This is a genomic window from Streptomyces sp. NRRL S-378 (genome assembly GCF_000720645.1).
Taxonomy (GTDB): domain Bacteria; phylum Actinomycetota; class Actinomycetes; order Streptomycetales; family Streptomycetaceae; genus Streptomyces.
Genome location: NZ_JOBX01000036.1, coordinates 1 through 12647 on the forward strand (window position 1 = coordinate 1; position 12647 = coordinate 12647).

At 67.4% G+C, this 12647-nt stretch carries 13 protein-coding genes and 1 pseudogene; 10 read left to right on the plus strand and 4 right to left on the minus strand.

Annotated elements, in window-relative coordinates:
* Positions 1–198 precede the first annotated feature (198 nt).
* Both IH80_RS0123760 and IH80_RS0123765 read right to left on the minus strand, forming a co-directional pair.
* On the minus strand, positions 199–1455 hold the full coding sequence (locus IH80_RS0123760; RefSeq protein ID WP_420708842.1) for an alpha/beta hydrolase: 1257 nt from the start codon (positions 1453–1455) through the stop codon (positions 199–201).
* Positions 1456–1589: 134 nt separating this feature from the next.
* Positions 1590–2027, minus strand: coding sequence for a MarR family winged helix-turn-helix transcriptional regulator (locus tag IH80_RS0123765; protein ID WP_199819301.1), 438 nt, complete (start codon positions 2025–2027; stop codon positions 1590–1592).
* A gap of 161 nt (positions 2028–2188) precedes the next feature.
* Between IH80_RS0123765 and IH80_RS0123770 the strand changes: the two genes are divergently transcribed.
* The gene (locus tag IH80_RS0123770) at positions 2189–3247 is read left to right on the plus strand and encodes an SMP-30/gluconolactonase/LRE family protein (RefSeq protein ID WP_234432366.1); all 1059 of its coding nucleotides are present in this window, start codon (positions 2189–2191) and stop codon (positions 3245–3247) included.
* Positions 3248–3502: 255 nt separating this feature from the next.
* On the opposite strand, the gene IH80_RS0123775 is transcribed toward IH80_RS0123770, so the two are convergent.
* Both IH80_RS0123775 and IH80_RS0123780 read right to left on the minus strand, forming a co-directional pair.
* On the minus strand, positions 3503–4111 hold the full coding sequence (locus IH80_RS0123775) for an HdeD family acid-resistance protein (RefSeq protein WP_037880931.1): 609 nt from the start codon (positions 4109–4111) through the stop codon (positions 3503–3505).
* A gap of 72 nt (positions 4112–4183) precedes the next feature.
* Positions 4184–4798 (minus strand): hypothetical protein, encoded by a 615-nt coding sequence (locus tag IH80_RS0123780; protein ID WP_030963158.1) that lies wholly within the window; start codon positions 4796–4798, stop codon positions 4184–4186.
* 152 nt (positions 4799–4950) lie between these two features.
* On the opposite strand from IH80_RS0123780, the pseudogene IH80_RS39650 reads away from it, so the two are divergent.
* From IH80_RS39650 to IH80_RS42630, 9 genes and pseudogenes are all read left to right on the plus strand, one after another.
* A pseudogene (locus IH80_RS39650) lies at positions 4951–5532 on the plus strand (Uma2 family endonuclease).
* Positions 5533–6041: 509 nt separating this feature from the next.
* On the plus strand, positions 6042–6311 hold the full coding sequence (locus IH80_RS0123790; RefSeq protein WP_030963159.1) for a type II toxin-antitoxin system Phd/YefM family antitoxin: 270 nt from the start codon (positions 6042–6044) through the stop codon (positions 6309–6311).
* Positions 6304–6567, plus strand: coding sequence for a type II toxin-antitoxin system RelE family toxin (locus tag IH80_RS0123795; RefSeq protein WP_030963160.1), 264 nt, complete (start codon positions 6304–6306; stop codon positions 6565–6567). The genes IH80_RS0123790 and IH80_RS0123795 overlap by 8 nt, the downstream gene beginning before the upstream one ends.
* Positions 6568–6857: 290 nt before the next feature.
* Complete coding sequence (locus IH80_RS0123800; protein WP_030963162.1) at positions 6858–7238, plus strand: CPCC family cysteine-rich protein; 381 nt, start codon at positions 6858–6860, stop codon at positions 7236–7238.
* Complete coding sequence (locus tag IH80_RS0123805) at positions 7235–7966, plus strand: HEAT repeat domain-containing protein (RefSeq protein WP_030963163.1); 732 nt, start codon at positions 7235–7237, stop codon at positions 7964–7966. Before IH80_RS0123800 ends, IH80_RS0123805 begins: the two co-directional genes overlap by 4 nt.
* Before the next feature lie 3 nt (positions 7967–7969).
* Complete coding sequence (locus IH80_RS46200; protein WP_030963164.1) at positions 7970–8617, plus strand: DUF6000 family protein; 648 nt, start codon at positions 7970–7972, stop codon at positions 8615–8617.
* 215 nt (positions 8618–8832) lie between these two features.
* Positions 8833–10191, plus strand: coding sequence for a 3'-5' exonuclease (locus tag IH80_RS0123815; protein ID WP_199819302.1), 1359 nt, complete (start codon positions 8833–8835; stop codon positions 10189–10191).
* Positions 10188–10850 (plus strand): DarT ssDNA thymidine ADP-ribosyltransferase family protein, encoded by a 663-nt coding sequence (locus IH80_RS0123820; RefSeq protein ID WP_051809850.1) that lies wholly within the window; start codon positions 10188–10190, stop codon positions 10848–10850. Before IH80_RS0123815 ends, IH80_RS0123820 begins: the two co-directional genes overlap by 4 nt.
* A 17-nt stretch (positions 10851–10867) precedes the next feature.
* Positions 10868–12571: an ADP-ribosylglycohydrolase family protein gene (locus IH80_RS42630; protein ID WP_158943597.1), complete on the plus strand. Its 1704-nt coding sequence runs from the start codon at positions 10868–10870 to the stop codon at positions 12569–12571.
* Positions 12572–12647 lie beyond the last annotated feature (76 nt).

Below are 12647 nucleotides of genomic sequence, written 5' to 3' on the forward strand. Positions count from 1 at the left end.
CCTCACACCTCCGCCCCGCACCACCCCGCGCCCCACACCCCCGCCGCGCCTCCCCGAGCCGCTCCGGCCGTCCCGCCCCGAGGTGGGTGGGCAACCACCGGCCCGGAGGGCGGGGCCGCGGGGGTGGGGGCGCCGCCCGACGGGACCCCCGTACACACCCGCGCCCCGCGCCCCCGCGCCGCCGCAGGCCGCTTCGGTTCAGCCCGCTTCGGGCTTCGGCGCCTTCAGGACCTTGCTGACCCACTCCAGGGAGCCTTCCTTCATGCCCCGGACGTAGTGCCAGCCGTTGTGCTCACCGTTCTGGATGTCGCGGATGGTCGTCTTGATCGGCCCCTTGCCGTACTGCTGCTGGAACTTCGTCATCCGCTCCTTGCCGGACTCCTTGGTGCCGATCTGGAAGTTGATGTAGACCTCGGGGCCCTTGGTGTCGATCAGCTTCTGGGCGAGCTTCTCGGGGTTGTTCGCGTCCATCTCCGCCTGGTGGCCCTTCCACAGCGGGGAGTCGGGGACGATCTCGCCACCGCTGGCGATGACCGCCTTGAACTTGTCCGGGTGCTGGAGGACCGTCTTCATGCCGACGAACGCGCCCGAGGAGGAGCCCATGAAGGCCCAGCCGTCACGGGACTTGTAGGTACGGAAGTTGGCCTTGGCGAAGGCCGGGACGTCCTCGGCGATCCAGGTGCCCATCTTGGCCTGGCCGGGGATGTCGGAGCCGTCGTAGTAGTACTTGGCGTCCGGGTTGAGCACCGGCATGACCACGATGTACGGGAGGCTGGTGCCCGCCTTGACGCCCTCGTTGATGGCCTTCTGCAGGCCGAGGCTGGTGTCGGCCCAGTAGTTGTTCGGGAAGCCGTTGCCGCCCGGGAGCGCGATGAGCACCGGGAAGCCGCTCTTGGCGTACTTCGGGTCGTCGTACTGCTTGGGGGCCCACACCCACACGTCGCCTTCGAAGCCCGACTTCGCGCCCGCGACGCGGGTCTTGGCGATGATCGTGCCGTCGTCGAGCTTGGCGGTCTGCTTGAAGTCCGACTTCGGGCCGGTCGGCATGAGCACGTCCGGGTCGCCGGAGGGCTTGGCCGCGGCCGACGGCGCGCCCGCGTCCGACTTGCCCTCGGCCGGCGGCGGGTTCTTGCCGAAGGTCACGGCCTCGCCGTTGCCCGAGAACCAGTCGAGTTTCCAGGCGGTGAATCCACCGCCGCCGAGGAGCAGCGCGAGGGCGACCACGGCGCCGATCCATATTCGGCGCCGGGACCGCTTGGGCTGCGGGGGCTCGGCATCGTGCGGGTGGCCGGCCGGGGCGGGCGGGTAGCCGTACGGCGCCTCGTACGGCTGGTGCTGCGGCTGCTCCGCGTGCTGCGGGTGCTGGTACTGCTGGTGGCCGCCCTGCCCCTGGGGCGGGTAGTCCTGGTACGACGGCTGGTCGTCAGGCCGCGGGCGCTGCGGGTACTGGTGCACGAACTTCGCTCCGAACGGTCTTGACTGCCCTCGAGGGCAGAACGGCTGGTCTCCCCTAAGTCCTGATGAGCAAACCACCCGCACAGTTCCAAATTCGAGCAAAAAACATACGGTGTACGCGGACGAGCGGGATCTCACCGCTGGGCGTCGAGCACCTCCGCGCACCGCCCGAGCAGTTCGATGAGCAACTCCCGTTCCCCCTCGGTGAATGCGGCGGCGAGCGCCCGTTCCACGCGCACCGCGCCCGCGTCCGCGAGTTCCATGACCGCGCGCCCCTCATCGGTGAGCCGGGTCTCCAGCACGTTGCGGTGCCACTCGTGCGGGGTCCGCTCGATGAGCCCGCGCTCCTGAAGGTTCTTCAGCACGGTGTTCATGGTCGGCGGCGTCACCCCGCACAGGCGCGCGAGCGCGGCGGCCGAGATGCCGGGCTTCTCGGCCAGCCAGAGCAGCGCGGCGTACTGCGGAACCGTTACGGCGGCCGGCTTGCAGGCCGCGTTCTTCGCCGCCAGGAGCGCCTGCTCGGCGCGCTTCACATGAGAGCCGATGCGCTCCTCGGGGGCCATGGAGGTCATGACGGCATCCTATGACCCTTGCATACATTAGAGCTCTAACATAGATTCGCCCTCACTCGGTCAGTAGAGGACGTCCAGTGGGGGATGCGATGACGCTTCAGACGACGCAGGCAGAGATGACGCAGGCAGAGATGCCGCGGGCAGAGACGACGCGGGCACAGATGACACGGGCAGAGATGAAGGCGGCCGCACCGAAGAAGCTGACGGAGGTGAAGAAGCAGAAGAGGGCCGCGAGGCCGTTCCTGGTCGCGGCCGTGGCCGGGGTGCTCGCCCTCGGGGCGGCGGGGCCGGCTCCGGCCGCCACCCGGGCCGCGGGCCCGTCGGGCGACCCCCGGATATCCACCGCCTTCTCGCTGCCCGGGGCGAAGGTCTACCCGGAGGGCATAGCCGCGGACCCGCGCACGCACACGGTCTACGTCGGCTCGTACGCGGACGGCACGGTCTACCGGGCCCGGCCCGGCCGGTCCGAGGCCGAGGTGTTCCTGCCCTCCGGTACCGACGGCCGCCGCACGGCCAACGGCCTGCGGGTCGACGCCCGCGGCCGCCTGTGGGTCACCGACTCGACCACGGGCGTGGCCGTCTACGACACCGCGACCGGGACCCGGCTGGCCCACTTCGAAGTGGCCGCGGAAGCCTCCGCACGCTTCGTGAACGACCTGACCATCACCCCGGACGGCACGGCGTACCTGACGGACAGCATCCGTGGCATGATCTACCGCGTGACCCCGCGGCAACTGGCCGCCGGCAGCGGTGTCCTGACCGAGGCCCACGACCTCACCCCGGCCCTGCGCCCCCGCCCGGCCGGCGGCTTCAGCCTCAACGGGATCACCTCCGACCGCGCGGGCCGTTATCTCCTCACTGTCGACATGCCGACCGGTGACCTCTACCGCGTGGACCTGCGTACGGGGGCCATCAGCCGGGTCGCCCTCACCGGCGGGGACATGAAGGCCGCCGACGGCCTCGACCTGGCCCCCGACGGCACCCTGCGCGTGGCGCACAACACCACCAACACGCTGACCCGCTGGCAGCTCGGCGCGGACGGCACCTGCGCCCGGCTGACGCGTACGATCACGGACCCGTCCCTGCAGATCCCCACGACCCTGGCACGCGTCCCGGGACGCACCCTGGTGGTCCGCTCCCAGTTCGACAAGGGCGGCCCGATGAACCCCGGCTCGGGCACCCCGACCACCTTCACGGTGGCCTCGGTGCGCGGCCTCTGACGGCCCCGACCCGCGCCCGCGCTCCGTACCCGCGCCCGCACCCGTGCCCGCGCCCCGCGCCCGCCCCCGACGTCAGGCCCCGCCGTCGGGGCGGCGTTCCTACGGGCCCGCGCATCGGCGACGGCGTAGGGCAGTCCCGGCAGCAGCAGGAGCGGCGCCGCCCACAGCGGCGCCGTGAACACCGGGGCGTCGCCGGCCAGCCGGCCGGCACTATCTCGTGCCGCAAGGCAATGAGGGGGCGGGGCCGGGGGCCGCCTACCTGGGCGCGGCGACCCGGCGGGTGGCGGAGCGCAGCGCGAGGGCCATCACCACTTCGAACACGCCGAGCAGGACGAGCCACAGCCCCAGCAGCCGGGTCAGGGCGACCGCGGAGTCCACCGGGAAGCAGAGCACGACGATTCCGGCGACGGTGCCGAGCGCCCCCAGGCCGAAGAGCATGCCGCGGTGGACGAGGAGGCGGTCGGCGATGGCGACGTAGGCCGTGAGCAGCCCTGTGATCAGCCAGAACACTCCGACGATCAGGGACAGTGCGCCGATCGTCTGCATCGGATGGCGCAGCACGAGGACGCCGGCCAGGAAGGCCAGGATCGCGATCAGCACGCTCGCCAGCCTGCTGCCGCCGGCGTCGTTGCTGTGCGAGAAGGCCGCAACGAAGCGGAACCCGCCCACCACGAGCAGCTGCAGGCCGATGAGCACGGCCAGGATGTGCAACGTCTCATCGGGCCAGACGAGCACCAGGATGCCCGGGATCAGGGTCGCGAGGGCGATGCCGAGCGCCCAGTGCCACGAGCTACCGAGCCGCTTGAGCGCGTCCTCGGGGTCATGCTGCGCGCGTTGCGGTCCCGCGTCGGGATGTACGGTCATCACGCCTCCCGGGCCGTCGGCCGGTTCCCGGCCTGCCTCAGCCATTTACACCCACTTTATGCCGCTATGCGCCTACTCGCGGCTCCGGCGGGAGGGTGCGCCCGGCCGCGAAGGCGGCCGTACCTCCAGTACCGTCCCCGTCCCGCCGGGCACCGCCGTCTCGTGGAGGGCGATCCGGTCGCCGGGAGCGAGGTGCCGCCACCGCTCGGGGGTCAGCGGAAGCAGCCGTACGACGGCGCGCTCGCCCGGCGCGAGTTCGTGGGCGTACTCGACCCACATGCACGCGACGTGCAGGTCGGGCGCCCCGTCGGGCCGGCGGCTGCCGATGTCCCACAGCGGCCGCATCACCCCGGCGCCGGGCATCGGCGTCCGCCGGAACGAGGACCCGCCGACGGGTTCGAGCGTCAGCTGGGCCCGGACGACCCCCGCCCGGTCCTCGTACTCCCGCCACCGGCACCAGGCCTCGCTCCGCGCCAGTCCCAACATCGCGGCGGCCCGCCCCAGCTCCTCCCAGAACCCGGCCGGCGCCGTCCAGCCCTGCCCCAGCTCCTCCAGCAGACCGAGGGCGACCTCCCACTCGTCGTGTGCCAGGCAGTCCCACACGTCGGCCACGGTCACGTCGCCCTCGCCCGCCGCGCCTTGGGGCACGAGCAGCGCGGCGGCCTCCAGCATCGCGACGACATCCATCCGCCGAGTATGGATCACCCCGCATCTCTGCCGGTGAGTCACTCATGGCCGGACGCCAGGCGTGACCGGTCGTGACGCGGAATGTTGGCGAGAGCCGTCGGACGGGGCTCGTTGGCTCTCCGGCTCGAGCCGCGGGCCACTACCGTGAAGCCATGACCGCACTGCCCGACTGGATGCGCCCGCCGCGCGCGGAAGGCTGGTTCGCGGAGGACCTCGGCCGCCTCCCCGAGGCACCCCGCCACACTGAGCTGATCGACGGCGCCCTCGTCTTCATGATGTCGCCCCAGCGGTCCTGGCACGGCCGGCTCGTCACCGCCCTGACCACCACTCTCATGGCGCAGGCGCCGGCCGGCTTCGAGGTCTAGCGCGAGATGACGATCCGCCTCGATGACCGGAACCGCCCCGAGCCGGACCTCTTGCTGACGAATCTGCCCTATGACCCCGACCGCACCTGGTACGCCCCGGAGGACGTGCAGCTCGTCGTGGAGGCGGTCTCCCCCGAGTCGGCCCATCGCGACCGCACAGTAAAACTCCGCAAGTATGCGGAGGCCGGCATCCCGCACTACTGGTGCATCGAGGACGAGGACGGGGCACCCGTCGTACACGTCTACGAGCTGGACAGACCCACGGGTGCCTACGCGCCCGCCGGGATCTTCCGGGGCACCCTCCAGCGTCCGGTGCCCTTCGAGGTCAGTCTGGACCTCGACAAGCTCACACCGCCCCGCAGCAGCTGAGAAGGCGGCACCAGGGCGGCACGGGAATGCAGAAGGGGGCGGACTCACCGGAGTCCGCCCCCTTCCGGCCTGCACTCTTGACGAAGCCACCTGACGTGCAGTGCCGCAGCGGCTACACGTTGAAGCGGATGCCTGCCAGCCGATCCTGACCTGCGGCGGAGCCGCACGCACCGCCCTGAACAGGCATTTCCCGTTGGCGTGCGTGGGGTCCCGACGGTCCTTAGGGGTGTCGTGCGGACCGTCTGCGGACTGGCTACGGGGTCTCGACAGAGTCGAGGTACCTGCGCAGGTCCGCGGCGATGCCTTCGCGCCACCGTCGGCAGCGGCCACGGGTCCTGGTCGCCATTTGCCACAGCGAGGCTGCTCGCGAGCCAGACGACGAGGTGCCGGCACGAAGGAGGCCCGGAGCATGCATGCTGGCGAAATTGGCCACCCAATCGGCGGCTCATCCCAACGAGTTCCTGCAAACCCAGATTGTGTACACATGGCACACTCGGTACCCTTGATGCATGACTCAGCCGCTGCCCATAGAGTCCATCCGCGACGTACGCGCTCACTTGGCCGAAGTCGTCGAACGGGCCGACCGCGACGACACGCCCACCGTCATCACCCGTCGCGGCAAGCAGGTCGCCGCTGTGGTCTCGATCGAGGTGCTGCGCAAGTATCAGGAGTGGGAAGAGCGCGAGATCAACCGCATCATCGACGAGCGCATGGCGAGCCCGGCCGCCGGCGTCCCGATCGAGGACGTGATGAGGGAGACGCTGGCACGCAGTGAGTGACTACCGCACGGTGTTCCGGCCCGAGGCCCAGGCCGAGCTGCGCAAGATCCCGCGCGACATGGCGCTTCGCATCCTGGCCAAACTGACAGAGCTGGAGAGCGACCCTTTCGGCTTCAACACCACCGCACTCGTATCCCAGCCTGAGCGCCGCCGCCTACGGGTCGGCGACTACCGTGTCGTCTACACGATCGACAACGGGGAGCTGGTGGTGTGGGTCGTGCACGTCGGGCACCGCTCCACGGTCTACAACACGTAGCCGCTCCCGGTTTGCGGACTGTTGCGGACAGCAGAACGGCCTGACCTGCATCCTCCCAGGTCAGGCCGCCTCTCGATACGCGATCAGACGTTGAAGCGGAATGTCTGCGGCCCGATCCTGACCTGCGGCGGAGCCCCGCACAGCGCCCTGACCTGGGTTTTCCTCGTTGGCCTGCGTTGGGTCCCGACGGCCATTTACGGATGTCCTGCGGACTGGCTGCGGACTGGCCGGGCCTGCGGAGGCCGAGAAATCCATGGCGCACCGGCCGGACCTGCAACGAGACTGCGCAGGTGAGCGACCGCTACCCCTGTCCCTGCTGCGGGCACCGCGTGCTCGACGCCATGCCCGGCTCCTACGAGATCTGCCCCGTCTGCTTCTGGGAGGACGACGGGGTCCAGTTCCGCTGGCCGACCATGGACGGCGGAGCGAACAAGGTCTCCCTGATCGAGGCGCAGCGGAACTACCAGGACTTCGGCGCCTGCGACCAGCATGGCCGCCAGTACGTCCGCCCGCCGGCCGCGGACGAGCCGATCGACCCCGCCTGGCGCCCCATCGACCTGACGCGCGACTCCTTCGAGGACTGGGACGCGGACGAACGCGACCCGTGGCCCGACGACCGCTCGGTGCTCTGCTGGTGGCTCCCCACTTTCTGGCGCCGGGAGCATCCATGACCACCCACATCGAGAGACTCATCCAGCAGCTCGATGACTCGACCGGACCGTCGTACGACGCCCGCGCAGAACTGATCGACATCGGCTCCGACGCCATCCCCGCCATCATCGACGGACTGCCCTTCCTTGGCGGCTTCGGTCAGCTGACCGCCATCGAGGTCTTCGAAGAGGTGGCGGACCCACGCTGCGGCCCCGCCCTGATCGCGCTCCTGAGCAGCAACGACCCCACCGTCCGCGAATGGGCGGCGATGGCCCTGGCGAGCCTGAAGATCGACGGCGCGGTCGAGCCCGTGCGCCACGCCTACCGCGCCTGCCTGGAACGGGCGACGCCACCGGACTGGAGCGAGCCGGACGGCATCCGCTGGGCCCTGACGGAACTCGGTGCCCGCAGCCCTGTCGTCCCGCCGCTCACCGTGCGCCTACGCGCCATCGCTGCGGACGACGCCCCTGGCTGGCCCTCGGCCCACTTCACCGAGATCATCAACGACCTGGCCGACCACGCCCAGGTGATCCTCTACTCCCAGTTCTGGCAGGTGGACGCCGGCCGCACGTACGGCGTCTCCGGCCCCAGCCTGGACTGGGAACTCGACTGGACCGCGCCCTGGGAGCACTTGGTCGAAGAGTCCCGCACCTGGTCTCTGCTGGAAGCCTCCGAAGCCCCCGCCGGCGACAACATCTTCGTCGCCCCCACCTGGATCGACCGTACCGACCTGTACCCAGAGAGGTGACCGATGCCGTTCCAGCACCCCGAGGAGATCGGCTACGGCTACGTGATCGAGCGCTACGCGGCGAGGAAGGACTCAGGCCACGCGCGCTACCTCGTCCTGAAAAGTGGTCGATTCCTGCGGCCCGAGTGGCCTCACGCCGAACATTTCGCCCGTCACCTCATCGACGACTCGGCCACGATCACCGATGCCGAGCTGGAGGCCCTTCTCGGCTACGAGTGGCGCTCACGCCTCACCGCCGCCTGGCTGATCGGCGTAGGCCGACGCGCCGCGTTCCGTGAACGCATCGGCGACCTGCTCCTGGCCAGCGAGTTCTGCTTCTCCGGCAGCGCCTACTGCTTCGCCCTGGCCCGCTTCGGCACCCACGCGGACGCCGAGATCCTCACCGCCTACCTCGACCGCTACCTCCCCCGCACCGACCTCCGCTACGACCAACCCGCCGCCCTCGGCGCCCTCCTCCGCCTCGACGCCCACCTCGGCACCCACCATGCGGACCGCTTCACCCAGCCTGACGGTCTCTGGGACCAGTGGGTCAATGCTCTGGCCCACCTCCGCGACCACCCCGCCTACACCCCCGTCGAGCGTCGCCGCTGGACGGACCTCCAATGCGACTTCGCCAACGACTGGACCCAACCACCGACTGCGGCTAAGTGAAGTCCGAGTACGGCATGTACCGGCCACAGGTGCGGCACATGAAGAGCCAGCCGTTGGGCTGATCTCACATGTGACATCTCATCCGATGTACCGAAAGCCGCACCCGCTCCTTCCCTTCGGCCTAGCCTGAGCGGCATGCGAGTCCGTCACACCGGACCCAACCGTGGGGGATGCACATGAGGTTGCTGTCACACGTTGAAGCAAGCCCAGAGCAGATGCGGATCCTGGCCGACACGCGGCCGGGCTTCCATCTCGTCCGTGGCGCCGCCGGGAGCGGCAAGACCACCACTGCCCTGTTGCGTCTGCGGCAGCTGTGCGCCACCAGGCTTAGCCGTCGCGAGCGACTGCAACTCGTTGACCCTGTGCGAGTGCTGGTACTCACCTACAACAAGACCCTTCAGGGATACGTCGCAGAGCTGGCCCGTCAGCAAGTCTCCGGTTCGCCCGGACTGGTCCTTCGCGTTGAAACCTTTAGCAAGTGGGCAGTCGGGATGGTCGGCAACGAGGGCCTCGTCGATCGCGAGCGGACACGGCCGGCCATCGGCAGCTTGGCCGCTTCTGTTCCATTGCCAGTCGACTTCGTCATCGACGAGGTCGAATACCTCATGGGACGCTTCCGCCCTGAAGAGATGGAGGACTACCTCGGCGCCCGTCGAGAAGGACGAGGGCAAGCTCCCCGCGTTGAGCGAGCGCTACGCCAGCGCCTACTGACCGAGGTGGTCCTTCCATATGCCGCACACAAGGAGAAGCAGGGCTGGCGCGACTGGAACGACATCGCCGCAGAAGCTGCCTTGGTAGAAGGGCAGCCGACCTGGGATGTTGTGATCGTAGATGAGGCACAGGACTTCAGCGCCAACCAGGTACGTGCAATCGCTGCACATGTTGGTGCCGAACACACCACGACATTCGTCATGGACGCGACTCAGCGTATCTACCCGCGCTTCTTCACCTGGCCCGAGGCTGGTGTCCAGCTCGCGAACTCTCATGTCTTGCGCAGCAACTACCGGAACACCCGGCAGGTTGCTGCCTTCGCGCGCGGACTCGTTGAAGGGCTACCCCACGAGGATGACGGCTCACTTCCTGACTTTCACGCATCCGATCGCGACGGCCCGCTCCCTACTGTTGCAGTTGGCCGATTCAGCGCTCAAGTGCACTACGCGATCCGACGCCTGCGCAACGACATCGACCTGACGAGCGAGTCTGTCGCATTCCTCCACCCCAAGGGCGGCGGATGGTTCGACCACCTCCGACAGGAGCTGAATCGCGAAGGCGTTGCCTGGTGTGACCTGACTCGTGCATCCGGTTGGCCGTCTGGGCCCGAGTCAGTCGCTCTCTGCACCATCCACTCGGCCAAGGGGCTGGAATTCGACCATGTGTTCATGCTTGGCTTGAACCAGCAGGTCACCCCTCACGGCGACGAGGAAGGCGATGCAACGCTGGACATGCTACGCAGGCTGCTGGCTATGGGCGTAGGTCGATCCCGGAGGACCGTGACGCTGGGGTACAAGGCCGACGATCCGTCAACACTCATCGACCTCTTGGCTGCCGGCACGTACGAGGAGGTGCGCCTGTGACGTCTACTCAGGACGCCGCGGAGACCAAGGACACGGTCGAATCGATCATCGCGAGCCGGAAGATCTCCGAGGCCCTCCACTTCACGACCAATCTGGGCCTGCTGGGAATACTCGGCACATCTGCAGTACTCAGCCGCCGCCAACTCCCATCCGAGAAGTACGTAGAGCACATCTATACACCCAATTGCAGCACGCGGAAAGATCACGCTTGGCTTGACTATGTCAATCTCAGCATTTCCCGCATCAACGATTCCATGTTCGATGCCAGCAAGCGGTGGCATGAGGTCGATAAAGTGTGGTGGGCTGCACTAAGTTTCGAAGCCCAGATCCTCAGCGCCCCTGGCGTCTATTTCACCACCACAAACAACATCTACCCATCCGTACGCCGAGGCACTGGAGCGGACGGATTGAACGCCCTGTTCGCCGAAGTGATCAGCGGACGCTACTCTCAGCCGGTGATGCGAAGAGCCGGGCAGCCGACCTCTTGGACCACTGACCGACAGGCGGAGGTACTTTACCCGAGCCGCCTCCCTCTGGCGCAGCTGCAGCGCATATATGTGCGCGAGGAGCACCACGCAGATGACATCAGCGGCTGGTTTGCCAGCTTCCCATCCACCCCCACTGTTCCTGTCATCTGCGCACCCAAGGTCTTCACATGAGCCCGAATGATGCAAGTATGCACATCCAGCAGCGACTGCGCTCGGCGCTATGGGCAGCCTGGGCAGATGCACTCGGATTCATCAGCGAGTTGACAGACGAGGCGGGGCTCCGCCGACGCCTGGCCGGGGGAACCCTTGAACACCCGGTTGAGTGGCAGCGTCGTATTGGTGGAAAATTTGGGGTAACCGTTCCACTTCCCGCCGGAACTTACAGCGACGACACTCAACTTCGCCTGGCAGTCGGACGGGCGATCCGCCCTAGTGGTTTCGATCCAGAAGTCTTCTCGAAGATCGAGCTCCCCGTCTGGACTAGCTACGCCCTTGGTGGCGGGAGAGCATCCAAGGCAGCCGCATCCCACATCGCCGGCGCTAGCGTTCCCTGGTTCGGCAACTTCTACAAAGGGTGGACCGACGCTGGAGGAAATGGTGCCGCAATGCGCGTTCAGCCCCACGTCTGGGCAGCGCAGGACCCGAGTAGGGTTGGATCGCATCTTCTGGATGTCCTGATCGATGCCGTGATCACCCATGGCCACCCACGGGCCCTTGTTGGCGCTCTCTTCCACGCGATGACTTTGGGGTTCACGCTCGATCGCGGCCGAACTCCCAACCCCGCCGAGTGGGCGACCATTGTTGACGAAATGCATCAATTCCCCACAATGATTCGCCAACACACAGAGCTCTCCCTGTGGTGTTCCGCCTGGGAGCGCAGTGCCGAGAAAACGCTGGACGCCGCCTGGGAATCTACGATTCTCGAGGTGACCGATATGTTTAACGCTGCTGAAGAGTTTACATATTCCGGCGACGCGGCACTACAAAAGGAGGATTTCGAGTCCCTCCGTACCGCCTACGAGCTACTCATCGAAAAGCTTAACTTGCGTTCACCTGCCACGAGAGGGAGCGGGACGAATACGGTCGTAGCCGCCCTAGCCTTGGCAGTTGCAGGTTCAAGCCGCCCCATCCCTACCTTGCAAATCGCAGCTCAGGCCGTGGGGACAGACACAGATACAATCGCCACGATGGCAGCTGCCTTGGCAGGAAGCGTTACCGCCGACGAGCCGCCTAGCAATGTCGCCGATTATGAATACATTGCGACTGAAGCCGTCCGCCTCGCAGCGATTTCCGCGGGAAACCGGGAGCGCGTCGAGAATTTCACCTACCCGGATCTTCTCCATTGGGAGGCTCCCAGAACCCAGGCGGGCGCTGTCGGTCTGGTGGAGGGCAAGCCCGCTTTGGCCGGGCTTGGTCTGTGCGATGGCTTGACGCTGGCTGGGACCTCTCAGTCATTCTCCTGGTCCTGGACGACGCTGAATTTTGGTCAGACCGTCCTGGCCAAGCACCGCACAGTGCTGGACGAGCTGCCAGCCACACAATGCCCTGCGCCCCCGCCGAGGGGTACAGTTCATAAAGAGTCAGGCCCAGCCCGGTCGGAACCCACGCACAGCATGGTCCAGCAGGAAATTGAGCTCCTCATGCCCGTGACAACACCACAAGAGCAACGAACACCCTCAGGCCCTAACCGTCGACGACCCAGCGGGGGTCAAGCCCTTGATGTCGATGCCATGTTGGAATGGCTTCGCGCTCAGGGGCACACTGACCAGGCCATCGGGTATGCCGTTCGACGCATCGCCGAACTCGGCACAACGGAACAAATGATCGCCTTCACTGCAACCATCCAAGCTGAGATCCGGCTGCATGCAGGTCAGAAGCACCGTACTTTCTAGCCCGACCCGTCAGATCGCCTCAGACGGCGGACGGCCGAGAGGAACTCGGACCCTGGTTTGAGTTCAGGGGGCGTGA